Here is a 22,941-nt window from a genome sequence, read left to right as displayed (position 1 = left end):
GGTGACGCCCCGCCTAGCCCCCATTGAGAATCTCCGACGCCTTTCGACGTGCCTTTTCGCGGGCGTCCTTGATGGCTGCGAGCGTCGACGCGTTCTCCTCGAGCAGGCGTTCCTGATACGCTACATCGACGGTAAGGCTGATGGCGAGGAGGTCAGCTTTTGTGGCACAGTCGACGCTAGCGCTCGCTACTCTGATCTCGGCCTCTGAGGTCGTCTCCCCTTGTAGCATGGGGTCAGCGACCGCGTTCTCGGGACTTGAGTAGTCGAATCCGGCGGACTTCATACATGAACTCCATTGCCGGGTTGCCGCGACGACTCGGCTGTGACGTTTCGTCATATCGAGTGCCCGGAAATCGAGATCGTCTGTAAGCCGCTCAGGATCGATATCTGTACCGAGAGTTCGTCGCGCCTCGCCATAACACCCGCCCTTGGGAACGGCGCGTCCATTGTATGTGGATGGGCCTCGGCCACTCAAAACTGCCTTGACTTCACCTGACAACAACTCCTCTGAAGGCTTGTCATCGGGCTGATCTGCCTTCGGTGGCATCTTCCAGCCGTAGCGGGCGGCATCAGCTGCCGGTACGAGCGAGTACCGACGTTCGACGTGGATGTCCCGTACAGGGATGAGCTTCGCCGGCGTAGGGGCCTCGAGCCCGAAGGGCAGAAGGCAACGCTCCACCAATAGATGCTCGGCTTGCTGGATGGCGCCATCCTGCCATGGCAAACTCCGATATGGGTCAAGCGGGAAAGAGAAGTTTGCAAGGCTACTGACGTCGAGGAGTTGTGTGATTTCGGGTTCGCCAGCCGTTGTTGTCTTCGCCGCGCTGGAACATCCGCCAGCGAGAACTCCCATGACGAGCAGCGGGGGTAGCGCTTTTGTGATGGCGGCAAACGATATCTTCATGCAAGTCTACCCTATTTCGGCGTCCGTAAGAGAGGCAGTGCGTCCGGAGACACAATGAGTGAGTGCCTCTCGTGAGGTCTGCTGGTCAATCGAAACACCAGGTGGTGCCGCCTCCGCGATTAGCGAAGATCGTCGACCGAGTACCTTAATTCTACTGATGGGGAGCTGTTGTTGCGGGTGACACGGGCAGGCCATGCCAACCTAGCGGTGCTGGGTACAGGCGTGGAGTCCCCGGAAAAAGAACCGCTCGGAACTCTTTCCGTCAGTCGGGACCCCACGCCACATCAGCGACGTCGCCGTCACACTCGCATGTCACCCGCTAAACCGTCACCTTACCGAAACTCACTAAGCGCGCCTTACCCCCGTAGCGCTAAGCGGATTCCGCTATCCGGTCAACGATACCTAGAAGGTGATGGAGGAGAACTGGTCGTTGAAGGTTGCGTTCAGGTTCCCGCCGCCGTTCGGGGGAGGGTTGAAGCATGATCCGGTGTAGCTGTTACCAGTACACAGCCGGGCCGTCGAACCGAAGTTGACGACAGACGAGATTGCGTTGTCCAAGGCGTGCCCGTTGTTGAATGTGTTGTTGGAGAACATGGTGTCCGGCGTGGTCCGGTAGTCGTAGCCGCCGCTGAAGCCGGGGTTTTCGAAGAGGTCAACCTGATCGGCCTGGGCCGGAACAGCGAAAGCCACAGCAGAAATCGCACTGAACGTGGCAGCCAACGCGATCCTTGATGCACGTCTGATCATGCTTGATCCCCGATCTCTTCGTTGAAGTCTGCCGATTAATCGTCGGGTACCCAGTACGGAACCTTAACAGTCATCGATGGCCTTGGGCTTCTTCTATCAACTGTGACCAATGCAACAGGCGATCTAGTTGCTAGATCAATCCACACCTGCTACTGAACCATGGGATTGCGGTACGGGGTGGGTTGCGGGGAACTCCCGGGGCCGGGGGGATGTTCGCGCTTGACCTCGGATGCGGGGTGGTTCTGTGTGATGGATGGCAGCAAAGGCGCAGGCCACGGACGTGCGGTGGCGGCGGGGTCGCAGCGGGCCCCCGCCGACGGTTCCGGCGACGACGTCCATCTAATTTGATCTTCATGCCGCATGACCCAAGATGGATGCCAAGTGGCTTTTCCCGGCGATCGTTCTCCCTGCCGAATTCCACGATGCCCAGGGAAACGACCAAACTCGCCGCGCTGCTCGTCGAACCGGCACCCAGGTCCGAAACGCTGGCTGACGTTATACCGACGCGGCTTCGTCATGCTCGACGACAGATGACCCGGTTGTTGAATGATCCGCCTTCGGCACTCGTCCTTTGTGGATTTCGGACCGGGTCGCGCGGTCGGTGTCGACGTGTCACCTCGCCGTAGGGGTTGCGAACCGATAGCCCCGTGGGGCACGCTAAGCCTGCCGCTCTGACGGACAGCGATGGTCTGTTCGCTGTACGCGTACGACAAACCCGAGGTGTGGCGGCGGTGACGCTGAGAGGGCAGCGGTGTTGGGACTGTACGGGGACCCGGACGAACCGGCCGGCCGGGCGCCTACGCACCCGGGCAGGCGAGGTGCGGGGGCAGGCCGCCGATCACGAGCGGCGTGGCCGACCGGCGCGGTAGGTGTAGGTGTCGGTGTCGAGGCAGTCCTACCGGGACAGGGTCGCGCAGGATCGGGCCCGGGCGGACCGGGTCGCGGACGACCTCGACCGGGTCGCCGACACGGTGGTCGCCCACGCCCAGGAGATCCGGGAACTGCTCGCGCTGATCGCCCGGATCGAAGACGAGGTCACCCGCTGGTTCGAGACCGCGGCCCAGCGGCTGCGGGACTACGCGCCCCTGGCGGACGGACCTTTGCTGAAGGCCGCCGTCGACGCGCCGTGGGCCGCCTGGCCCTTCCAGCCCGGGAATCTACCCGCCTCGGGGATCGGAAGTGGCTCGAGGTCGGCGAGTTCATGCAGGGCAAGGGTCTCTAGACGAGTAGTTCCGAAGTCAAAGGTCGATGTCTGGGCATGAGAAGAGGGCGTCCAAGATCGTGTTGTGACGCAAGACTTGGACACCCTCTTGACCGCACTCTATGTGAAGATCGACGACAGCATCCGGACACCCCGGTGGCGGGGCAGGCCACCACTGCTGACCGACTCCGAACTGGTCTGCCTGTCCGTAGCGCAGGTCCTGCTCGGCGCCCGCTCGGAGGCGCACTGGATCCGCTACGCCCGTATCCACCTGGCCGGCATGTTCCCGTACCCGCCGCAGCGGCCGGGCTACAACAAACGGCTCCGCGCCGCCCTGCCGCTGATCAAGAAGGCGATCCGGGACCTGGCCCGTGATAGTGACTTCTGGTTCGACAACCACTGGCTCGTCGACTCCACCCCGGTACCGTGCGGTATGTCCCGCCCGACCGTGCGACGCTCGGACCTGGCCGGGTGGGCCGGGTACGGCTACTGTGCCTCCCACTCCCGGTTCTTCTGGGGCTTACGGCTGTACCTGGTATGCACACCGACCGGGATGCCGATCCTGTGGGCCCTGGCCAACCCGAAGATCGGCGAGCGGGAGGTCCTCGCGGCGATGCTGGAGGTCGAGGCGGGCGTGATCGCCGAACGCGACGGGATCCTGCTGATCAGCGACAAGGGTTTCGCCTCCAGGCCGTTCGAGCGGCAGTTGGCCACGCGGGGCATCGAACTGCCGCGCCCGTCCCGTAAGCGGGAGAAGGCCCGTTACGGCGAGCCGGTGCTCAAGAAGGTCCGGCAGTTGATCGAGTCGGTCAACGACACCCTCAAGGGCCAGCTTGACCTGGAAGAACACAGCGGACGGACCTTCGCCGGTGTCGCGGTACGAGTGGCTCAGCGTCTCCTGGCCATGGCAGCCGTGATCTGGCACAACAACAAGACCGGCGCACCCGTCACCTGGTCACTGATCGCCTACGACCACTGACCGGATTTCGGAACTACTCGTCTAGATGGCCACCGCACGCATCGTGTTGCCGACACACCGCAACCGAGATGGACTGGTCGACCAACTCGGCCGGATGAATCTCGGACCCCAGACGCCCGCAAACTCCCGGGACTGGCGGCTTGCCCCCAGCCCGTTCTGGTTCAAGTTCGTCAAGACCACCGACTTCACACCCCGTGACCGGTTCGTCCTCAAGGGCATGTACTTGCCCGCCGACTACCTCCGCGTCGCGATCGACGATGACGCCCTGCAAACCGGTGCTCGCGGGGGATTCGAGGTCACGTACTCCAACACCCGCTCCTGACCCGCGAGGCACCGAGCAAGTCGTTGCGATCGCCGCCCAACGCGCTCAAGTCAATGAGGTCATCATCGCCATGAAAACGCCCGCCCCCGAGGACGAAACCTGGACCCCCATCAACCGCAGGCCCGACCTCGACATGCCGTTCTAGCTGGACCGCCGAACGGCGTACGGGACTGGGCAAGACCGGTCACGGCCTGGCGACCGGGGACCGGGGCCCTACGGCGCACACCCACGTTCCCGCACCACCGTTGCCAGAACGGCCAGGGTCCGAGGAACGCGTACGGTCAACCGGATCCGTGTGCCCGACCGGCCCGGCGACGGTACGAAGCCCGAAGCCCGGCCGCCCCCGCAGCCCGAGACGGCCTCCAGCGCGGCCGGCATCCACCTGCCGGCCGCTCCTGCGCGGCCGCAGGCTCCTGCGGTGTGTCCCGGCCGTGGCGCAGTTGACGTCGGATCTCTTCACCGGGTTTGCCGGCGTCGAGGACGAGGCGTGCGGTGGCTTCGGCTACCGCGCGCTGCGACTCGGGTAGGACGCTGGTGTAGGTGTCGGCGGTCAGCACGATGGTGGCGTGGCCGAGCTGGTCCTGGACCGCTTTCAGGTCGGCGCCGGCGGCGCATGCCAGGGTGGCGGCGCCGTGCCGCAGGTCGTGCAGCCGGATCGGAGGCAGCCCCGCCCGATTGACCAGGAGCCGTAGCCGTTGGGTGAGGTAGCCGGGGTGGATCGGCAGCCCGTCGGGGCCGGTGAACACGTAACCGCTGTCGTGACATACCCCGCCAGCCTCGGCACGTGCGGCGCGCCGCTGGTGTTGCCGGTCGCGGTGCTGGCGCAGTACCCGGACGGTGTGCTGGTCCAGGGCGACAGTCCGCCGGCTGGACGTCGACTTTGGTGGACCTTCGTGTACGTCGTAGCCGGCGGTGGTCCGCTGCCGCACCACCGACAGTTGGCCTCCATGGAGGTCGACCTCGGTCCAGCGCAGGCCGGCGGCCTCACCCCTGCGCAGCCCGCGTAGGGCGATCAGCCACCACAGGGCGAACAGGTTGTCGTCGCGGACGTAGTCGAGGAAGCTCGCCAGCTGGGTGGGTGTCCAGACCGCGACGGTGGGTCGCTGACCGGTGGCTTTCCATTCGGCGACGCGGGCCTCGGTCCACACCTGGGCCTGCGGGCGTGGGCGGGCGGGTAGTTCTACCCGCCGGGCCGGGTTGTCGGCGATCAGCCCTTCGCGGACCGCTCCGGTGAGCGCGGCCCGCAGGGTGGTGTGGACGTGCTGCAGTGTGCAGGCGGTCTGCGGCTGCCCGGACCGGTTCCGCGTCGACGCGATTTGCGTGAACGCGGTGTTGAGCTGCCGCGACGTCAACTCGCCGAGGATCAGCTGGCCGATGTGCGGGATGAGGAAGTGCTCCACATCCCGGGTGTAGTGCGTCCGGGTCGTCGGCCGGATCCGAGTCCTGGTCGACAACCAGTTAGGATCAAGGCGACCATTCCCAGCAAGGCCGACCAGGACGCCCACCGCCGCAAGCTCGGGTCGAAGAGCGGCCGACCACCGGCGTTCAACCTGGAGATTTACAAGCAGCGCCACGCTGCCGAGTACGGGATCAACCAGCTCAAGCGCCACCGGGCCGTGGCCACCCGGTTCGACAAGCTCGCCGTCCGCTACCACGCCACGTACAGATCGCCGCGCGATCCGGCACCTGCAACACCTAATCGTCCGCCTGGCCGGCGCTTGCCCCACCTGCAAAACACGGTTCCCCACACGGAAACCCCGTTACCCAATCAGATCATGACAAAGCACTACTAGTGGGGCAAGGTCTTGACGAGCGCGGTGAGGGCGATCCAGAGCTCACCCCGTTGGACCTGGTAGTGCAGCGGGGACCGGGGGCCGTTGGGTCTTGCCTGTGCCTGGACCACTCCCGCCGCCTCGAGTCGAATCATGACGGGTCGGACCACGCTGTCGCCGAGGCCTGCGGTGTTGGCCACCATTCGAGTGGTAACTGATGGTTCCCCGGCCTCAGTGAGCTGTTCGATCGCGCCGATCACTTCGGCTGCCGCGCGGTTGCCGAAGACGGCAGCCGAAACTCGCCTTCTGAGTTCAGGCAGATCGGACTGCATACCAGTAGTATGAGACACGTAACGCGATTCGCGTCACGAGGGGCGGAGTAGATGACCATAGCTACGCCGGCTGGGCAGATGCCTGACCAGCTCTGTCTCCTGGATGATGTCCAGGTGGCTGGTCCCGCGTCGACAGAGGCCCTGCCGTCAGAGATCGTGGTGGGTGGTCGACGGTTGCGGCCGACGGTCGTTTTCGACACCTACTGGCGTTTCGCGGCGGCTCGTCAAGCCGTCTATGAGGCGAGGCGTCGTGGCGTTCCGGGGCCGTGGACGTCCGACCCGATCATCCGGCAGCATCGCTTCACGAACTGCTTCCGTGCCGCGGACCGTGTCAGCCAGTACCTCATCCGCGACGTCTCGTACGCGGGCTCCCAGGAACCGGAGGAGGTCTTCTTCCGGACCCTGCTGTTCAAGGTGTTCAACCGGATCTCGACCTGGCGGCTGCTGGTCGACGCGTTCGGTGGGATCAGCTGGCAGGGGTACGACTACACCCGGTACGACCAGGTGCTAGGCGATGCCTTCGCTCGAGGTGAGCGGCTTTACTCGGCCGCCTATGTGGTGCCGCCGCCGGCGCTGGGCGAGGACCGGAAACACAGTAACCATCTGCGTCTCATCGAGATGATGATGAAGACCAAGGCTGCCGCGCGGGTACGCGACGCGGGGTCGATGCGTGTGGCGTTCGAGGTCTTGCGGGAGTACCCGGCGATCGGTGACTTCCTGGCCTACCAGTACCTGATCGACCTCAACTACTCGTCAGTGCTGGATTACGACGAGATGGAGTTTGTGGTGCCTGGCCCCGGTGCGCGTGACGGCATCCGGAAGTGCTTCGGCGCCGCCGCCATCGGTATCGAGGCGGACGTGATCCGATACATGGCCGACCACCAGGAGGAGCACTTCTCCCGTCTCGGCCTGGGCTTCGTCAGGCTTGAGGGGCGGCCATTGCAGCTCATCGATTGCCAGAACCTGTTCTGCGAGGTCGACAAGTACGCCCGTGTCGCCCATCCGGAGATCGCCGGGCATAGCGGCCGCACGCGTATCAAGCAGAAGTTTCAACCGGTGTCCGAGCCGGTGCCGGCGTGGTTTCCCCCGAAGTGGGGCATCAACGACAGTGGACCGTCCGGGGTGGCCGCCTCTACCGGCACGTCGACGTACGTGTTCAGGCAGCCAGCGGCGTCGTCGCTTCCGCGAGAAGCGGTCGGATTTTGGTGATGAACCCGCCGTCGATCTGGGCATACCCGGCCACGACGGTCAGCCTGCCCATGTGGAGTCCACTACGTTCCGCGACGTAGGCCAGCAACTCGCCGAGCCCCACATAGTTGCCGTAGGCGCGTTCGACCATGTACTGGCTGCGGTAGAGCGCGGTGAGGTGTAGCCGACCCGCGCGGTCAAGCTGGAACGAACAGTGGCTCAGGCACGGAAACTGCATGATGCCGTTGTCCACTCCGGGTACACGCACCGGTGCCGAGACAGCGACCGCTCCCCGGTCATGATCGGCGGCGGGACTGACGAGGTTGGCCTCGTAGCACGCGGTCATCGGGCCGCGGGTCTCCTGCTGCTGCCGCAGCCGCCCGATGATGAAGGCGAGCTGGTCATTTCTTCCGCGAGGTCCCGGGTAGTTGATCAGCCGGTCGAAGTACGTCCCGAGCTGGTTCCCGCGGTGCAGCCGCTTGAGTGTGGGGAAAGCGTCCTGGTATCGGGCGACGAGCGTGTCGTGATCTTTAGCGGATCGGGCCAGCGCGGCGGGAAAGATTGTGTTCGCCACCGTGCGGACCGGCTGCTTCTGCTTCGACGTCAGTATCCGGTCCAGCCGTGACCTGACCCTCGGGTCGTCGGAGGTGGGATCCTCGATGCGTACCACGGTGTGATACGCGCGGCGGCCGGGTAGCTGATCGAGCGCCCTGCAGGCGCGAATCCACGCGGCGGAGATGTCGGGTCCGGAGACGGTGAAGGTGTCCATGAAGGTTCCTCACTGATCGTCGGTGCCTGAACCTGATGCGTCGTCGTCTTGCTGGGCGGTCCATACCTTGTCGACCCCGAACCGCCGGGGAGTGGGCAGCAGCGTGATCGTGAAGGGCTCGTCGTGTCCGGATACCTGAAGTTCGAGGGTGGACGTTTCGGTGAACTGGTCGGTGACTTCGACCGCGAGACGATCAGCGTCGTCGAAATCGACGACACCGGGGCCGGCCGGCTCGACGTTGCCCGGTCGCACGCTGGTGTCGGCCGTCAGCCGTAGACCGACCGGGAGCCGGTCGATCGCCCCCGCGAGCAGCGGGACGATGACATCTCCGGCGGAGACGTGCAGCAGCCCGCCGTGGGCCTGCGGCCGTACCGTCAGCACCCTCGACCTCGCGGGCGCGCCGTCATACAGGCGTGTCCGGACACGCCCCGGTGCCATGCGGCTCCAACTGGCCGCGACTCTTCCACTGATCTTGCGTAGCCGTCCCAGGTGACGCACCGTCCCGGCGTACGACGTGCCGAGCCACTGTGCGAGTTCGTACGCCTGCTCGGGGCTATCGAACCGGGTGATGCCTGCTCGTCGCATGGCGGCTTCCACCGCTGGTGGGGGCATGAGGAACCACGCGGCGAAGCTCTCCGCCTGCTTCTCCTCGGGCGTCCAGGCCCGGCCGGGCAGGGCACCTGCGACGTCCAGGTCGGTGTCGGCGCGGCTGCCGTGGTCGAAGACGTGGTGGCCCAACTCGTGCGCGGCGGTGTGCCGCAGGGTGGTCTCGTTGAGGTTGGCGTTGAGGAGGACCGCGGGACCGTTGTCGGCGGGGGAGAAGTAGAAGCCGAACAGGCGGGGCAGTTTCCTGGCGTGACAGTCGAGACCGGCCGTCCGCAAGGCGGCGAAGACGTCGACGTAGCCGGAGCGGTCGATGCCGAGATCACGGTGGACCTGCGGCGCGCGCAGCATCGCCGTCGCGTTGGCGACGTTCCAGTTCACCGTCCGCCTACCGCTCGTCGTTCTGGTCTGACTGTTCGGCGATGCGCTTAAACTTGAGGTATTCGGCGTATCTCAGGATCTCCGCCTTGTCGCCGTCGGTCAGGCCGGCGAGTGCTCGGGGTAGTCCTGCCAGGGCGTGTTCGCCGGCGTCGGCCTGCTCTTGCTCGTCGAGGAAGTAGCTGACCGGCAGGCTGTAGAGGCGGGCGAGCTTCTTCAGTTCGAGGCTGTCGACCCGGCGGTTGCCCCTTTCGATGTCGCTGACCGCGGTGCGGGGGATGCCCGTGTTGTGGGCAACGTACTGCTGCGACATGCCCAGATACTCTCGGGTCTTCTTCAGGCGCTCACCGAGTTGGACGAGTTCGAGATCGGGCTGGCGAGGACTGGCTTGATCCATTAGTGGTCGCTTTCTTCGATGGCGCGGCGCACGGTCTCGGCGAAGGTCCAGACCGATCGAGTCGACCGCGCGGCCTCCGCGTCCGCCGCGATGCGTACCTGGTACTTGGCCTCGATCGTGGTCAAGATCTCGGCGATGAGGATGGAGTCGACCGGTAGCTCCTGCCCACCGGCCTCAAGTTCGGTCAGCATCTCTTCAGGAGTCTTGTTCGCGCGTACGGCGAGTGCTTCGATGATCGCGGACACCAAACCACCCACCGTTACGTCATGCTTGCTCGTGGTGCACCCCCACTAAAGGTGTCGGCATATCCGACGGCTGTGTGTCATCATACGACAGCCCGTGTCGGATATCCAGACGCGGTGTCGAGAGATCCGACAGGAGGTCGACGGTGGATTTCGGTCGTTACCAACAGGCAGCCGTCAGGACCCGGCAGAGGACCAACGAGGACCAGGACCCCGTCCTGGTCCCGCTGCTCGGGCTCCTCGGCGAAGCCGGCTCAGTCGCCACCGCCTACAAGAAACGCCTCCGCGACGGCCCTGGATACCAACTGGGCAAGCAGCGCCTCCGGGAAGAACTCGGAGACGTCCTCTGGTACGTGGCCGCCCTCGCCCACAGCTTCGACCTCGACCTGGACGACATCGCCGCCGCCAGCCTGGAGAAGGCCAAAGACCGGTGGCGACCATCCAGCTCCGACCAGTCCCTGCTCGATGACGGCGCGCCACCACACGAGCAGCTTCCCCGCCTCGCCCGCTTCACCTTCACACCCACCCACCGCACCAGCGACAGCCGGACCGTCATCGCCCTGACCTGCGAGGGCAAGCCAGTAGGGGACCCGCTCACCGACGCATCCCACATCGAAGACGACTACCGCTACCACGACGCCTTCCACCTCGCCCACCTAGCCGTACTCGGCTGGTCACCAGTCATGCGATCCCTGCTCAAACGCAAGCGCAAGAGCACCCCGTCGATCGACGAGGCCGAAGACGGCGGTAGGGCGATTGCCATCGAAGAAGGCGTGTCCGCGCTCGTCTTCTCCTACGCCTCGCAACACGGCTTCTTCGAAGACGTCCAGCACGTCGACAACGAGCTACTCCAGACCGTCACCAGCATGACGTCGCACCTCGAGGTCAGCAGCCACCGGGCAGCTGACTGGGAAAAGGCGATCATGGTGGGCTACCGCTGCTGGCGAGAACTCACCAAGAACAACGGCGGGACAGTAGAGGTCGACATGCGGCGCAGAGACATGCGCGTCCTGCAGCCGTAGCGCTTCAGCCACCGGCCGGTTAAGCGGACCGCGCCATCCCGGAGAGACAGACTCGCACCGGACAACCGAGAGGCAGGCCATGACGACCATCCCCCAGTTCATCGACGCGGTCTCGAACCTGCATCGTGAGAAGGACGCGGCCTACGGCAACTCGTGGAAGAAACGCGGCGAACTCATCTCCATCATGGCCAACATCGCCCGGAAGGTCGACCGGCTTGAAGTCGTGTTGAACGGCGCGCAGACGAGTCGAGACGAGAGCCTGATCGACACGGTCGTGGACCTCCTCGTGTATAGCCTGAAGTACCTCACCTTCCTCGCGGACCAGGACCCAAAGGTCGACCGACTCCTGTTCGGCGCCAATCCGACCTTGGAAGCGCGCCCTCGCAGTGACGGAACCGACGCGCTTGATTGGCTCCTGCGAACGCTCGATACCACCCCACTGGCGACTCCAGCGGCGGATCTCGGCGAGACGACCCGGCGTACCATCGCGGCGTACGAACGACTCGAGCGCCTGGTTCGCCGGAAGCCCGATCCGGCCGAGTTTGGAGAACGCGCCGAACTCGCCCGAGCGCTGATCGGTGCGACGACCGCGCTCCTTGGTGCCGTGCGCGAAGCGGAACCCGTGGACTGGGACAGCTTCGTCGAGACATGGCGCGCAAGGCCCAAGGTTCATCCTTGACCGTTCCTTCCGCGAACGGCAAAGATGCCGTCCCGGCGACCGATGCAACCGGGGCACGGCGGCGCGATAGGCCAGCGTCTATATCCGCTGCGTCTGGTTGCGGCAGTACGGCGAGATCGCTCAGGTGACGGAACTGACAGCCCTCTCTGCCACTGTGAGCGGGGCGTTGAGGTGGACCACGTGACCGTGTACCGCTGGGGCGACTCACTCCTTAAAGTTGGTCGTCGCCAGCCGAGGGCAGCAAGATGTCCAGCAACTGTCGGGCTGTCGCCATGCTTGCGGCGTCACCGGCATCTGCTCCATCAAAGCGGGGGGAACTCAGGAGTTGAAGGGTCGAGGGTGTTGAGAGCGGTTGCCACCTGAGCGGCTTCTGGGACGCCGAGTGCCTGGTATAGGTCCAGTGCCTGCCGTAGGTGGACGATGGCGGAGGCGATGTCGCCGAGATCGGCGGTGGCGCGGCCTATGCCCTCCAGTGCGCGCGCCTCCTCGAGGCGAAGACCGTGGTGGTGTGCGATGGTGCGCGCTTCCTGGTGCAGTGCGCGGGCGTGGTTGGGGCGTTCGGTGAGTCGGCGCAGGATACCGAGGTGATTGAGGGCTTCGGCCTCGTCGCCCGTGGCGCCGATTGCGCGGAGTGTGGTTATTGCTTGCTGGAGTAGGTTTTCGGCGGCAGGGTGGTCGCCGGTGAGGTAATGCACTGCTCCAAGGTCTGTGCGGGTATACGCCTGGCCGAGTTGGGAGTTGAGTGTCCGGTAGAGATCCATGGCTTGATGCAGGAGGTCGGTTGCGCCTGGGTAGTCGCCGAGCAGCCGTTGCACGAGCCCTAGTCGGTGGAGGGTGTTGGCTTGGCCGAGTGGGTCGCTGGCGGCGCGGTGCAGGTTTAGGGCTTGTTGTAGTAGGTGGGTTGCGCCGGGGTAGTCTCCGGTCAGGCACCTGACGAGCCCTAGTCGGTGAAGGGTGTTGGCCTGTCCGACTCGGTGACCGAGCGTGCGGTGCAGGTTTAGGGCTTGTTGTAGTAGGTCGGTTGCGCCCGGGTAGTCCCCGGTCAGGCACCTGACGAGCCCCAACGCGCGAAGGGCGATGGCCTGACCGAGCGGGTCGCCGACGGCGCGATGCAGGTTTAGGGCTTGTTGTAGTAGATGGGTTGCGCCTGGGTAGTCGCCGAGCAGTCGCCGAACGAGTCCCAATCGGTGCAGGGCGTTGGCTTGACCAAGTCGCTCGTCGAGCGTGTGGTAGAGGTCCAAGGCTTCAAGCAGAAGTTGAGTTGCGGCCGAATAGTCCCCGGTCAGACGCCGCATGGCCCCGAGGTCGGTAAGGGCGTTGGCTTGACTCAGCTGGTCGCCGATCTGCGCGGCGTGATTGGCGGCACGCTGGTGCAGGTCAATCGTGGTCGTCCAGGGGTCATCGTTGCGCAGCAGATTGGTGAGGCCAGCGGTGAGGTCGACAACCCGTTGGTGCCGGTTGCGGGCCGTGGCGTGGTTCAGGCAGGCGAGCAAGTTCGTCCGTTCGGTGCGCAGCCAATCGGCGGCGACATCCCAACCGTTGAGGTCCGGCGCAGCGGCTGGCGCCATCGTCCTGTTGGTTGAGGGGCGGGTGTAGCGGGCGATTACGCGGTCGGCGCGGCTCGCGGTGTGCTGGTAGTAGTCGAGCAGCCGTTCCACTGCCCCGTCGCGTACTTCGGGCGGGTCGGTGGTGATCGCAAGGGTCTGGGTGTAGGTGCGGATGAGGTCGTGCATCCGGTAGCGGCGGGGTGCGGTTTCCTCTAGGAGATGGTCGTTGTACAGCTCGTCGAGGTGATCGGCGGCTTGGTCGAGGGCGGTGTCGGTGAGGGCGGCCGTAGCGTAGGCGTCGATGTCGACACCGAGGTGTAGCCCGAGGAGCCGGAAGAACCGCTGCCGGTCGGGCGGCAGGTGCCGGTAGGAAAGATCGAACGCGGCCCGTACCGTGGCGTCCTCACCCCTGACAGTCAACACCCGCCCGCTGGCCCGCAACTCCGTGAGCAGGTTCGTCATCGTCCATGTGGGCCGGCTGGCGTGCCGGCTCGCGATGATTCCGATTGCCAGTGGCAGGAATCCGCATATCTCAACCAGCTCCGCGACCGCGTCAGGTTCGGCTGCCGCGCGGGGAACCAGCCGGAGGAACATCGTCGACGCCTCATGCGGTGACAGTAGCCGCAGGTTGAGTTGGATGGCCTCGTGTAGGTCAGCCAGCCGGACCCGGGAAGTGATCAGCACCAGCACGCTGCTGGAGCCGGGTAACAGTGGCCGTACCTGCGCCGTGGACCGTACGTTGTCGAGTACGAGCAGGGCGCGTTTGCCGTTCATCCGGTCGCGCCACAGGGCCGAACGGGCCGGCACTCCGTCGGGGAGCTGGCGAGGGTCGAGGCCGTCGGCGCGCAGCAGGTCGGCGAGGGCGTCGGCCGGCTCGGTGGGCTCGTGTCCGGGAGTGTGACCGTGCAGGTCGACGAACAGCCGCCGATCTGGAAACTGGCCCGCTAGCCTATGCGCGGCCTGTAGCGCGAGCGCGGTCTTACCGATGCCGGGCATGCCGTCGATGGCGTGGATTGCCACCACACCACTGCCCGAGGCAGTGCCGGTTACCGCAGCAGTGATCCGGTCCAACTCACGATTCCGACCCACGAACATTGTCTGCGCTGCCGGCAGAGTGTCCCGCGCCGCTCCGCGGCTGCTATGCAGGTTGAGTTCCGTGAGGGCGTGGAACACCTCGAACTCCAGCCGGTCCACGCTGGAGAACGTGCGCAGGATCAAGCCCGCGTCAGCTAACCGGGTCCGGAACGCGTCGATCCGCGACCGGTCCGCGTCAACCAACCCGGCAGAGGGATCGGGAGGCTCGTCGAGCAGGAACACCAGCCGGGGAAGCCCGACCTCGGTGGCCGTCAGGAACTCCAACTCGGTGTATGACACCGACGCGCCCGGGACTATCGACCCGTACCGGAACCCCACCACCGCCACGTACACATCGCAGGCCCGGACCTGCTCCTGGCAGTAGACGGCGGGTAGGCCGTCGCGGGCCGCGAAGTAGGCCATGTCCACGGGCACCAGCCGCGCCCGGTTCACCGCGTCGATCGCCGCCCGCACGAACGACACCGCTTGGTCCGGATACCGGGCCATGTCCGAGGTGTGACTGATGAACACCCCCGTGCCACCCGTCACGACGCCCTCCCACACCACCGGACGACCTTGCCTTGGCGAAGGTCACTCATTTTCGACGGCCCTCAGCAAACCATCGAGACTCCAAGGTCACAGGCCCGGAACATTGGCAGTATTCGTCAATAAAGGAGGGTCCATGCTCTGAGCGAGCCGTCAAGGTGTTCGATCATTTAGGCCACCAAGATCGATAGGACATGACCGAGCGACCCTCCCGCGCCGCAGGGTGACGTCCCAGCCGAAGGCTGGCAGGAGCCGGCCACGGACTTCCTCCGATGCTTCAAGAAGTAGCCATCGGGTCGGTGCACTCGAATCCGTCGGTCTCGGGTGATCGAGTGAGACGTACGAGCCGTCAACGTCGTTTAACGTGGCGGGTTGGGCGGTCGTCCGCTCCCCAAGGCAAAGGCGAGAATCGCTAAAGCTCTCTGCCGGGCGAACCCGGCGCCAGCCTTGAACATGGTTATCGAGCAGGAGATGAGGGTTCGTGTCACGCAGATCAGAAAACTCGTGGCGAACAACTTCACGTAGCTCGATCAGGATGAAGGAAAGCTGGGCAAGCGGGGCGTTCAAGTCCCGAGCTGAGGGCAGTAGAACTCGATAAGGGTGCGCGTGAGTTGTTCGCCACGGATGGCTACGGCCTGCAGGTCCGCAGGTGCCATCCGGGCGAAGTTGGTCGGGTACGCGGCCACCTGTCCGCGTTCGACGACCCGACTTGGCTCATTTAGTGCGTGTCGTGGATCGCGTCGAGTGCGGCGCGGAGGTCGTCGGGGATGGGGTCGGCGGCGGTGATGGTGTGCGGCCCTGCCTGGACCTCGATCGTCCGGTAGCGGCGGGTGGTGGTGACGAAGCGTTTGATGCTCCAGCCGGTGGTGTTCTCGATCCAGCGGGACACGGCCAGGGCTGCGAGCACGATGGTCGGGTGTGCTTCGATCGAACTCGCGGCTGTGGTGGTAGATCGGCCGTGGGGGCTTGACGAGGTACTCAGCACGCAAGGGGCCAACGCGGTGGACATCGGCCGGTGGCCAGGGACGAGCCAGGCGGGCAGGACCCTCCGCAGACTCGCGCCGGCTCGGGCGCTGCGGCTAGGCGACTGTGTCGATGCTCTATCACGACCGGGAAATCCGGCAGTTTCCCCGATCTCACCTTCGAGAACCGGGCGCAGGGCGGCCGGGTCCGTGTTGACTCTGCGAACTGCTTGCGGGCATGAACATCCGGGTGTGACAGGGCCTTCGTTCCTCCTCGTCCTAGGCCGACGCGTTGTCGGGACGGTCGGCTGTTCGAGCGCGCATCAGCCGTACGCCGGTCGCGAGCAGCCACACGAGCCAGGCGGCGTAGCCGGGCATCCCCACGAACAGGAACGCCGAGCCGTCCGCGATCGCGAGGTTGGCCGCCCCGGCGGCGAGCAGCAGGCATCCCCCGGCCACTCCGAGCAGACGCTGCCACCGCGGCGTCAGCCCGCTCGTATGCGCCGCCAGCGCAGCGCCGATGAAGGTGGTGCCGAGCGCCGGCAGTGCCAGCGCGAACGCTGCTGCATGCAGCTGCCAGGCGAGCTCGAACGCCGGGCTCGGCTCAGCGAGCTCGCCGGCGGACAGCACGGCTCCGTTCCACAGAACGGCGTAGAGCGCGAAGACCGCCGAGAGAGTCGCGCCCGCGGCGACCGCGAGGCGTGACCAGTCCGCGCCCGCACCCCCGCGGCGCCCGACGAGCCCGTGGAGACCGGTCACGAACCCCAGCAACAGCGGCAGGTTCAGCGCCTCCAGGCCGACCGCGATCGCGACCGCGAACCGGTTCTCTGCGTGGAATGCGAGCACCTCCTTGATCGGGTCCCCGTAGGCGGGCGCTCCGGCCCAGACCACCACCGCGTTCTGGATCGCCACCGACGCTGTCAACGCGATCGCCGTCGCGCCGACGACCCGCTCTCGGAGCGCTCGGGTCGGGGTGGTACCCGTCGTTGTCGCTGCCGCACTCATTCGAGGCTTCTCCGGCTTCCTAAGCTGGTCCATGATGGCTCGTACACCGTACGTCGTACGCTGTACTATGGGCGTACGACGTACGATTGTCAAGCCGTGCGAGGGAGCGAGGAGATCTGTGGCCACCAGGGAGCAACGCCAGGTCGCGTCGGACGCGGGGCTGAGCAAGCAGCGGGTGGTGGTCGAGGCGATCCGGCTCGCCGACCGCGAGGGGGTCGACGGGCTGAGCATGCGCCGGCTGGCCGGCGTCCTCGGCGCGGGCGCGATGTCGCTCTACCACTACGTGGCCAGCAAGGAAGAGCTGCTGGACGCCATGATCGACGTAGTGTTCGAGGAGATCGAGCTCCCGCCCGAGCAGACCGACTGGCAGTCGGCGATGCGACGGCGGTCGGCATCCGCCCGGCAGGTTCTCGCACGCCACCCGTGGGCGATCGGCCTGATGGAGTCGCGGACATCGCCGGGGCCCGCGAACCTGCGCCACCGCGAAGCGGTCACCGCCTGCCTGCGCAGGGCCGGCTTCTCGGTCGTGATGGCGACGCACGCCAACTGGTTGCTCGACAGCTACGTCTACGGGTTCGCCCTGCAGGAAGCCAGCCTGCCGTTCGACACCGCCGACGAGCTCGCGGACATGACCGAGGACGTCTTCCTGCCCCAGCTTCCTCCTGAGGAGTTCCCCTACCTCAACGAGTCGGCCGCGGCGCTCGTCGCTGCCGGCTACGACCCGGCGGAGGAGTTCACCTTCGGCCTCGACCTCGTCCTGGCCGCCCTCGAGCCCCTGAGAGCCTCCGCCTAGCCACGCTCACGAACCGTCGCGCGGCCCTCTGCACGGCAGATCCTTTCCGCAAACGCCGCACCAAGAAGGACGGTGCCTCCACCACTCGGCGAGCCTCAGGCAGGGTACCGCCGCCTCGATTCCCACGACATCCGCGGCAACCTCTGTAAGGGGCCGACCGTCGCGGTGCACTCCCACTGGGGTCGAAGCCGATCGAGACGGAGAGCCGGTTCGTCAAGGTCGATCCGGGCGTCCACGACTCACATCCTCCACGACGCTCGCTCAACTCGGCATTAGTGTGCACGCTGGAGACACCGCCTCTCCACGGCCCCTGAGCGCCCGGCTTAGTGTGCATACCCGCCGCGGCAAACCCACGAAACCCCAGGTCACGATCCCGGCATCGCCAAGATCGCAGCGTCGTGAGCCAAGTCGGGTGTCACGCAGATCAGAAAACTCGTGGCGAACAACTTCACGTAGCTCGATCAGGATGAAGGAAAGCTGGGCAAGCGGGGCGTTCAAGTCCCGAGCTGAGGGCAGTAGAACTCGATAAGGGTGCGCGTGAGTTGTTCGCCACGGATGGCTACGGCCTGCAGGTCCGCGGGTGCCATCCGGGCGAAGTTGGTCGGGTACGCGGCCACCTGTCCGCGTTCGACGAGGTCCGCGATCGGGATTGGGAGGCGGCTGTCATCCATCCGGTAGGAGTACACGAATCCCTTTACGTGCCCCGCTGCTGCCAGTTCGTGGACCCGAGCGCGGGAGCCGTCCTGATTGCGCGTGTGGGCAATCTCGAAGCTCCGCTTGAGTCTGCCCAGCATGAAGTTCGGTGCCCGAGGCGCCGTCCGGCCTGGGCCGGCGTCAACCGCGACTATGTAGTCGAGGTCGTACACGTGACTGGTGTGTTGCCTTGACCGTCCCGGGAGCAGCGGACTGACGCCGAGGTTGTCGTAAACACCTCCGTCAGTCATCGACATCGTTTCAGTGTGCTGGCTGCAGTCGGCTCGAGTGAAAGTGTAGGTGCGGTTCAGTTGGGGCAAGAGGACCGGGAACGCGGCTGAGGCGGCCACCGCGTTTCGTGGTGACCAGACCGCGTTCGGCGTTGTGTCCGATGACCATCGTGACCAGCGGTGGGCGTACGGCGGCGGCCTTTCGGGCTAACTCGATGTTGGAGCGGACCGACGCGTCAGCCGTCGCGTCGATGACCAGGTCGAACGCGCCCAGGTCCTGGCCCGGCGCGAAGAACCCGGACCGCACGTTCCCGTATGACGGCGTGACATCAAGGTCATCACGGATGGCGGACAGGCGCCTTGCAAGCGCGCGTGCCTTCCCGAGACCGATGTCGGCGTCGGTGTACGGCTGCCGGACCAGGATCCCCGGATTCACTACGGAGTAGTCGGCAACGGTCAATTCCTTCACGCCAGCCCGAACGCAGAACTCCGAGACCGGCGCCCCCAGCGCGCCTGCCCCGAGTACCAAGACGCGTCGGCCGGCAAGCCAGCTCGACGGGGTGCCCAGGTCGCGGCGTTGGGTTACCTCCGGCCGCGTTTCCATGACCTGCATCCAGGCGATCGGTGAGGAGTCGAACAGGCCGAAGGCCAGGTCGCGGACCTCGCCCTGAAGTTCGGCAGACTCTCTAGACACCCGCAGGTCGCAGATCCGCGCGAACAGGTCGGTAACCTGCGCGCTCAGAGCGTCCAGCTTCCACGCGGCCAGGTGGGCCAGGCGCCCGCCTCCCTCCAACCGCCGAGACGGAGTGCCGACAAGCATCGCCGTGAACAGGGGCGCTCTCTCGTCAGTCGCCTCGTCCCAGGTGTCTCCTGCGGCCTTCGCATCGTGCTCAATTTGTCGGGCCCGCAACTTCCTATTGATGTACGTGCAGGCCGCCAGGTCGTCAAGAAGAGCGTCCCGGTCATAGCCTGACTCAGAGAGCCCGGCACTCGACAATGCGCACAATACCGAGCAAGTCCGACCCTTGCTGCCCGGCTCACCCCGCTGCCTGGTGCTCATCACCAGCCGAAACCAGCTTACCGGACTTATCGCCACGGAGGGGGCGCGACTGATCGCCCTAGACCTGCTCACGCCCGAGGACGCCAGACAGATGCTGGCTAGCCGGCTTGGACCAATCCGGCTAGCCTCCGAACCGCGCGCTGCCGAGGAGATCATTGCCCGTTGTGCGCAACTACCTCTCGCCCTAGCCATCGTCGCGGCTCGGGCCGCCACACAACCACATATGCCGCTAGCCGCCTTGGCGGGCAAGCTAGCCGGCACGCGCCAACGCCTCGACGCCCTAGTTGGAGATGATCCGCACACCGATTTGCGGGCGGTGTTCTCGTGGTCCTACCAAGCACTTACGCCGGAGGCGGCGAGGCTGTTCCGGCTGCTTGGCCTGCACCCAGGCCCGGACATCGCCGCCCCGACCGCTGCCAGCTTGGCCGGGCAGCCCTTGTCCGAGGTACAGTTGCTGCTGACCGAACTCACCCGGGCGAGTCTGCTCGCCGAACACTCTGTCGGCCGGTTTACCTCTCACGATCTGCTGCGTGCATACGCAGCCGACCTTGCTGACGGACTCGGCCTTAATGACCGCCGGGCAGCCGTCGAACGGATGCTGACTCACTACCTGCGCACCGCGCGGGTAGCCGACCAGTTCCTCGATCCAAACTGGGAAGCATTAGGCGACCAGCCGTCAGTGTCCGGAGTCATCGACCAACCGGTTGCAAGCCACCAAGAGGCTATGGCCTGGTTCTTCGCCGAGCGACCCAACCTTCTCGAGGCCGTACGGCTCGCGGTGCAACACACATTCGACACCTACGCCTACCAACTCGTCTGGAGCTTGACCACGTTCCTGTTCAGAAGCGGCGACTGGCGTGGGTGGGCTGAGGCGGGCCAAGCCGCATTGGCAGCCACTCAGCGAATCGGCGACCGACGAGCGGAAGCCCGTGCCCATCGGATCCTGGCCAGTGCCCACATCCGACTGCGGCGCTACCCGGACGCCCATACCCACTACCAGCGAGCCCTTGCCCTCTTCACTGAATTCGGCGACCTGACCGGCCAGGCGCACACTCACCTCATGCTCGGGAGGCTCTTCGGCTGGCAGGCCGTTCAGGAGCAGGCTCTAGAGCATGCACAGCGCGCGCTGATCCTGTATCGGGATCTCGGTGACCAGGCGTGGCAGGCAAGGGCGCTCAACGACATCGGGCGCACATATGGAAAGCTCGGCAATCACCAGGAGGGCCTGATCCACTGCCAAAAGGCGCTGAAGCTGTGCGCCGATCCGGGCGACCGGGACGGGGAAGCAACCACTCTAGCTAGCCTGGCCGAGTTGTTCCACCAAAGCGGACAGCTAGACCGGGCCATATCACACTACCAGCGTTCGGCAGACATACGGGTCGAGCTTGGTGACCGGTACGACGAGGCGGAGACACTCACAAGCCTCGCTGCGGCCCTCGAGGTGAACGGTGAGCATCCAGCCGCCCAAAGCGCGCGCACCAGGGCAGCGGCGATTCGAGACCAGATCAAGGAACGAGGTGCTACCCAGATTCCTCGACCGTGACCGCGGGTGGCGGCCTCTTCGGCCGGGCGGTGGCCAGTCAGCCCGAGTGATGCCGCGCGGTCGGTGATCGGAATAGGGACAGCGTCGCGGTGATCGAATCGCTACGCGATGATGTGGCGGTGGCATCGCGGATCCTGCGGATGGCCGTGTGGTGTGCCGGACTGCTGGCTGCACTCGCCGGTGTCGGTGCCCTTGGAGCTCGGCTCGGACGGTGGACGGCGCTGAAGGCTGACCTGCCCCAGGGGCTGATCAACGCCTACCTGATGCGCTGGATCCGCAAGAAGTTCAAACGGCTCCGGAAGTTCAAGAAGGCCCACGAGTGCTGGCACCGCATCACCCGCCAGTACCCCAGGCTCTTCGCTCACTGGGCATAGACACCGACGTTCTGGTGATCAGGATGACAAGAGCCGTGTAACGAGAGATCGTTAGGCACGGTTCTGTGGGAGCCGGAGGGTGAGACTCCCTCCGGCCACCCGACCCTTAGCCTGGCGACGGCAGCAGTGCGCCCTGGTGGTAGAGGGCCGTCCGGCGCTGCTGCTGAAGGGTCAAGGGTACGGATCAACCCGGTCAAGAGCCTGTGGTCGCCCCTGAAAGTCGGCCTGGCAACCTCGCCGTCGACAATGTCGAGCACCTCGCCGCGTTCATCCGCAACCGGCTCGAACGCGTCCAGTACCGACCGGACCTGATCCTCGAATTCCTCGCCCAGACCGGAATCATTTTGGGATCGCAACCACTTCGACCGCAGCAGACCCAGCTATTCAGCCGCTGCAGTCGGTGTACGGGTGTCTGAGTTCGCAGCAGTGGAGTCGGCGCGGCGCTTCACGAGGAGGTCTTGGCAGAGGCGCGCAGCCTTGAACTGAAGCATGTGGCCGTGCAGTCCAGCCACCTGGCAGTTCCCGCCACCGGAACGTAGGGCATCTCCCCTCCTACCAGAAAAAGTCTCATCGCACCCAGCCGGCGCTGGTCTGGCGGGTGTGCGTGTACGAGCGGACCGGCGACTACCAGAGGCTCAAGGGCGGGGAGTTGCGGGTATGCGGGCATCGGCCGGAATGCTGCGAGGGGTACGGGCGAGGCGACCTCAACGGTTGCGAGTGAGGGCAGCCGTCAGCCATCTTCGCCACAATCAGGCACCTCTTGCCTGACCTCTTGCTCTCGCATCATTCCATTGTGGCTGTCGTCCTCGGATGGAGGCCGTTCACTGATAGGAGGGAAGTCGAACAGTTCGGCGGCCGCACCGGGTGTCAACTTCCATGTGCCCTGGTAGTCGTCGACCCAAAGTGCTTCCATGGTTCCAACCATTGGGTCAGGCGGGGCGTCGACAGCAGATTCGTACATCGGACCAGGGGGAACTACTTCAGCCTCTGAAAGTATAGTTAGCGTGACGGTGGAGCAGGGTGGTACAGCGGAGTATGACGGGTATCGCTTCACAAACTCGGCAGGCCACCCGTTCACAGAGTTCGTGATGGATTCCGGGAACCGAACCTCCAATTCCACGTCGTTCAGTGGCACGGGCGCCCTATTTTGGATTCGGACTGTCGTTGTTCCCGCAACATACTCGGGCCACCACGACACACGAGATATATATCGCTGCTTTGACCGCTTGCGGCTCTCTTGATTGAAAGCCAGTTGGTCGTGGTTGATCTGCTGTTGGTCTTGCAGGGTTTCCGCGCCGACCAGGAGAGCGAGGGCGGCGATGGCAGCGGCAACCATTGTGCCGAGGCCTTGAAGCCAGTCGGTGACCTTGTGTCGTTCCTTACTCGGAATGGTTGGTGGTGGCTGGTCATGGCCTTGGGGGACGTAGAGGCCGCTGGGCCGAGCGTTCCACGATCTGCCGAACCGGTATAGAGAGCTGGGTTCGTCCACGCGGGCATTATCGACGGCGGCAGGCGAGCGGTCACGCAGCTGTCGTGTAGACGACTAGCGCTGCTCTGTGATAGAAGCTGCACGTTCTGG

General features: G+C 65.3%; 22 protein-coding genes and 3 pseudogenes. 11 read left to right on the top strand and 14 right to left on the bottom strand.

Annotated elements, in window-relative coordinates; translation table 11 throughout:
• Positions 1-13: 13 nt before the first annotated feature.
• Both R6Y94_RS25625 and R6Y94_RS25620 read right to left on the bottom strand, forming a co-directional pair.
• Positions 14-904 (bottom strand): hypothetical protein, encoded by an 891-nt coding sequence (locus R6Y94_RS25625; protein ID WP_318398405.1) that lies wholly within the window; start codon positions 902-904, stop codon positions 14-16.
• Positions 905-1,306: 402 nt separating this feature from the next.
• Entirely contained in the window at positions 1,307-1,651 is a 345-nt protein-coding gene (locus R6Y94_RS25620) for a hypothetical protein (protein WP_318398404.1), read from the bottom strand.
• A gap of 881 nt (positions 1,652-2,532) precedes the next feature.
• On the opposite strand from R6Y94_RS25620, the gene R6Y94_RS25615 reads away from it, so the two are divergent.
• The 3 genes from R6Y94_RS25615 to R6Y94_RS25605 are packed head-to-tail and all read left to right on the top strand — an operon-like array spanning position 2,533 to position 4,153.
• Complete coding sequence (locus R6Y94_RS25615) at positions 2,533-2,913, top strand: hypothetical protein (protein ID WP_318398403.1); 381 nt, start codon at positions 2,533-2,535, stop codon at positions 2,911-2,913.
• Between the two features lie 24 nt (positions 2,914-2,937).
• A complete protein-coding gene (locus R6Y94_RS25610) occupies positions 2,938-3,831 on the top strand; it encodes an IS982 family transposase (protein WP_318398402.1) in 894 nt (297 codons plus the stop codon).
• Positions 3,832-3,856: 25 nt separating this feature from the next.
• Entirely contained in the window at positions 3,857-4,153 is a 297-nt protein-coding gene (locus tag R6Y94_RS25605; RefSeq protein ID WP_318398401.1) for a hypothetical protein, read from the top strand.
• A gap of 281 nt (positions 4,154-4,434) precedes the next feature.
• Here the strand turns inward: R6Y94_RS25605 and xerC are convergent, their stop codons facing one another.
• Entirely contained in the window at positions 4,435-5,607 is a 1,173-nt protein-coding gene (gene xerC / locus R6Y94_RS25600) for a tyrosine recombinase XerC (protein ID WP_318398400.1), read from the bottom strand.
• A 9-nt stretch (positions 5,608-5,616) separates the two neighbouring features.
• Here xerC and R6Y94_RS25595 point away from each other — a divergent pair.
• A pseudogene (locus tag R6Y94_RS25595) lies at positions 5,617-5,811 on the top strand (IS5/IS1182 family transposase); the annotation flags it as partial.
• Positions 5,812-5,942: 131 nt separating this feature from the next.
• On the opposite strand, the gene R6Y94_RS25590 reads toward R6Y94_RS25595, so the two are convergent.
• The gene (locus R6Y94_RS25590) at positions 5,943-6,257 is read right to left on the bottom strand and encodes a hypothetical protein (RefSeq protein ID WP_318398399.1); all 315 of its coding nucleotides are present in this window, start codon (positions 6,255-6,257) and stop codon (positions 5,943-5,945) included.
• 78 nt (positions 6,258-6,335) lie between these two features.
• On the opposite strand from R6Y94_RS25590, the gene R6Y94_RS25585 reads away from it, so the two are divergent.
• The gene (locus tag R6Y94_RS25585; RefSeq protein WP_318398398.1) at positions 6,336-7,466 is read left to right on the top strand and encodes a nucleotide kinase domain-containing protein; all 1,131 of its coding nucleotides are present in this window, start codon (positions 6,336-6,338) and stop codon (positions 7,464-7,466) included.
• Here R6Y94_RS25585 and R6Y94_RS25580 read toward each other — a convergent pair.
• From R6Y94_RS25580 to R6Y94_RS25565, 4 genes are read right to left on the bottom strand one after another with little or no spacing between them, the layout of a single operon-like run.
• Positions 7,414-8,214, bottom strand: a complete 801-nt coding sequence (locus tag R6Y94_RS25580) for a hypothetical protein (protein ID WP_318398397.1) — start codon at positions 8,212-8,214, stop codon at positions 7,414-7,416. The two genes, R6Y94_RS25585 and R6Y94_RS25580, sit on opposite strands and share 53 nt — an antisense overlap.
• 9 nt (positions 8,215-8,223) lie before the next feature.
• The gene (locus R6Y94_RS25575) at positions 8,224-9,198 is read right to left on the bottom strand and encodes an ImmA/IrrE family metallo-endopeptidase (protein WP_318398396.1); all 975 of its coding nucleotides are present in this window, start codon (positions 9,196-9,198) and stop codon (positions 8,224-8,226) included.
• A 7-nt stretch (positions 9,199-9,205) separates the two neighbouring features.
• Positions 9,206-9,592, bottom strand: coding sequence for a helix-turn-helix transcriptional regulator (locus R6Y94_RS25570; protein ID WP_318398395.1), 387 nt, complete (start codon positions 9,590-9,592; stop codon positions 9,206-9,208).
• Entirely contained in the window at positions 9,592-9,837 is a 246-nt protein-coding gene (locus R6Y94_RS25565; protein WP_318398394.1) for a hypothetical protein, read from the bottom strand. The genes R6Y94_RS25570 and R6Y94_RS25565 overlap by 1 nt, the downstream gene beginning before the upstream one ends.
• A gap of 143 nt (positions 9,838-9,980) precedes the next feature.
• On the opposite strand from R6Y94_RS25565, the gene R6Y94_RS25560 reads away from it, so the two are divergent.
• Both R6Y94_RS25560 and R6Y94_RS25555 read left to right on the top strand, forming a co-directional pair.
• A complete protein-coding gene (locus R6Y94_RS25560; protein WP_318398393.1) occupies positions 9,981-10,856 on the top strand; it encodes a nucleoside triphosphate pyrophosphohydrolase family protein in 876 nt (291 codons plus the stop codon).
• A gap of 79 nt (positions 10,857-10,935) precedes the next feature.
• Positions 10,936-11,535, top strand: a complete 600-nt coding sequence (locus R6Y94_RS25555) for a hypothetical protein (protein ID WP_318398392.1) — start codon at positions 10,936-10,938, stop codon at positions 11,533-11,535.
• A 302-nt stretch (positions 11,536-11,837) separates the two neighbouring features.
• On the opposite strand, the gene R6Y94_RS25550 is transcribed toward R6Y94_RS25555, so the two are convergent.
• The 3 genes and pseudogenes from R6Y94_RS25550 to R6Y94_RS25540 form a co-directional block, all read right to left on the bottom strand.
• The gene (locus R6Y94_RS25550) at positions 11,838-14,723 is read right to left on the bottom strand and encodes a tetratricopeptide repeat protein (protein WP_318398391.1); all 2,886 of its coding nucleotides are present in this window, start codon (positions 14,721-14,723) and stop codon (positions 11,838-11,840) included.
• Positions 14,724-15,420: 697 nt separating this feature from the next.
• Positions 15,421-15,661 (bottom strand): annotated as a pseudogene (locus R6Y94_RS25545) (IS1634 family transposase); the annotation flags it as partial.
• A 282-nt stretch (positions 15,662-15,943) separates the two neighbouring features.
• Positions 15,944-16,669 carry a DUF4386 family protein gene (locus R6Y94_RS25540; RefSeq protein WP_412102873.1) on the bottom strand — a complete coding sequence of 242 codons (726 nt, stop codon included), beginning with the start codon at positions 16,667-16,669 and terminating at the stop codon, positions 15,944-15,946.
• A gap of 118 nt (positions 16,670-16,787) precedes the next feature.
• On the opposite strand from R6Y94_RS25540, the gene R6Y94_RS25535 reads away from it, so the two are divergent.
• Positions 16,788-17,462 carry a TetR/AcrR family transcriptional regulator gene (locus tag R6Y94_RS25535; protein ID WP_318398389.1) on the top strand — a complete coding sequence of 225 codons (675 nt, stop codon included), beginning with the start codon at positions 16,788-16,790 and terminating at the stop codon, positions 17,460-17,462.
• A gap of 494 nt (positions 17,463-17,956) precedes the next feature.
• Here the strand turns inward: R6Y94_RS25535 and R6Y94_RS25530 are convergent, their stop codons facing one another.
• A complete protein-coding gene (locus tag R6Y94_RS25530; RefSeq protein WP_318398388.1) occupies positions 17,957-18,412 on the bottom strand; it encodes a hypothetical protein in 456 nt (151 codons plus the stop codon).
• Positions 18,413-18,416: 4 nt separating this feature from the next.
• Positions 18,417-19,445 (bottom strand): HesA/MoeB/ThiF family protein, encoded by a 1,029-nt coding sequence (locus tag R6Y94_RS25525; protein ID WP_318398387.1) that lies wholly within the window; start codon positions 19,443-19,445, stop codon positions 18,417-18,419.
• Between R6Y94_RS25525 and R6Y94_RS45305 the strand changes: the two are divergent.
• From R6Y94_RS45305 to R6Y94_RS25515, 3 genes and pseudogenes are all read left to right on the top strand, one after another.
• Positions 19,438-19,611 (top strand): annotated as a pseudogene (locus R6Y94_RS45305) (DNA-binding protein); the annotation flags it as partial. The gene R6Y94_RS25525 and the pseudogene R6Y94_RS45305 sit on opposite strands and share 8 nt — an antisense overlap.
• A 57-nt stretch (positions 19,612-19,668) precedes the next feature.
• Complete coding sequence (locus tag R6Y94_RS25520) at positions 19,669-20,988, top strand: tetratricopeptide repeat protein (protein WP_318398386.1); 1,320 nt, start codon at positions 19,669-19,671, stop codon at positions 20,986-20,988.
• 119 nt (positions 20,989-21,107) lie between these two features.
• Positions 21,108-21,362, top strand: coding sequence for a hypothetical protein (locus tag R6Y94_RS25515; RefSeq protein WP_318398385.1), 255 nt, complete (start codon positions 21,108-21,110; stop codon positions 21,360-21,362).
• 730 nt (positions 21,363-22,092) lie between these two features.
• Here the strand turns inward: R6Y94_RS25515 and R6Y94_RS25510 are convergent.
• Positions 22,093-22,851: a hypothetical protein gene (locus R6Y94_RS25510; protein ID WP_318398384.1), complete on the bottom strand. Its 759-nt coding sequence runs from the start codon at positions 22,849-22,851 to the stop codon at positions 22,093-22,095.
• Positions 22,852-22,941 lie beyond the last annotated feature (90 nt).

Source organism: Plantactinospora sp. KLBMP9567, assembly GCF_033446045.1.
In the GTDB taxonomy this organism is placed as follows: Bacteria; Actinomycetota; Actinomycetes; order Mycobacteriales; family Micromonosporaceae; genus Plantactinospora.
The sequence above is the reverse complement of the archived record's forward strand: the minus strand, read 5'-3'. Positions and strand labels throughout refer to the sequence as shown.

Coding starts and splice junctions, on each gene's coding strand:
- R6Y94_RS25625 (WP_318398405.1), bottom strand. CDS start 904: ATGAAGATATCGTTTGCCGCCATCACAAAAGCGCTACCCCCGCTGCTC.
- R6Y94_RS25620 (WP_318398404.1), bottom strand. CDS start 1,651: ATGATCAGACGTGCATCAAGGATCGCGTTGGCTGCCACGTTCAGTGCG.
- R6Y94_RS25605 (WP_318398401.1), top strand. CDS start 3,857: ATGGCCACCGCACGCATCGTGTTGCCGACACACCGCAACCGAGATGGA.
- R6Y94_RS25590 (WP_318398399.1), bottom strand. CDS start 6,257: ATGCAGTCCGATCTGCCTGAACTCAGAAGGCGAGTTTCGGCTGCCGTC.
- R6Y94_RS25585 (WP_318398398.1), top strand. CDS start 6,336: ATGCCTGACCAGCTCTGTCTCCTGGATGATGTCCAGGTGGCTGGTCCC.
- R6Y94_RS25580 (WP_318398397.1), bottom strand. CDS start 8,214: ATGGACACCTTCACCGTCTCCGGACCCGACATCTCCGCCGCGTGGATT.
- R6Y94_RS25570 (WP_318398395.1), bottom strand. CDS start 9,592: ATGGATCAAGCCAGTCCTCGCCAGCCCGATCTCGAACTCGTCCAACTC.
- R6Y94_RS25555 (WP_318398392.1), top strand. CDS start 10,936: ATGACGACCATCCCCCAGTTCATCGACGCGGTCTCGAACCTGCATCGT.
- R6Y94_RS25540 (WP_412102873.1), bottom strand. CDS start 16,669: ATGAGTGCGGCAGCGACAACGACGGGTACCACCCCGACCCGAGCGCTC.
- R6Y94_RS25530 (WP_318398388.1), bottom strand. CDS start 18,412: ATGTCGATGACTGACGGAGGTGTTTACGACAACCTCGGCGTCAGTCCG.
- R6Y94_RS25525 (WP_318398387.1), bottom strand. CDS start 19,445: ATGAGCACCAGGCAGCGGGGTGAGCCGGGCAGCAAGGGTCGGACTTGC.
- R6Y94_RS25520 (WP_318398386.1), top strand. CDS start 19,669: ATGCCGCTAGCCGCCTTGGCGGGCAAGCTAGCCGGCACGCGCCAACGC.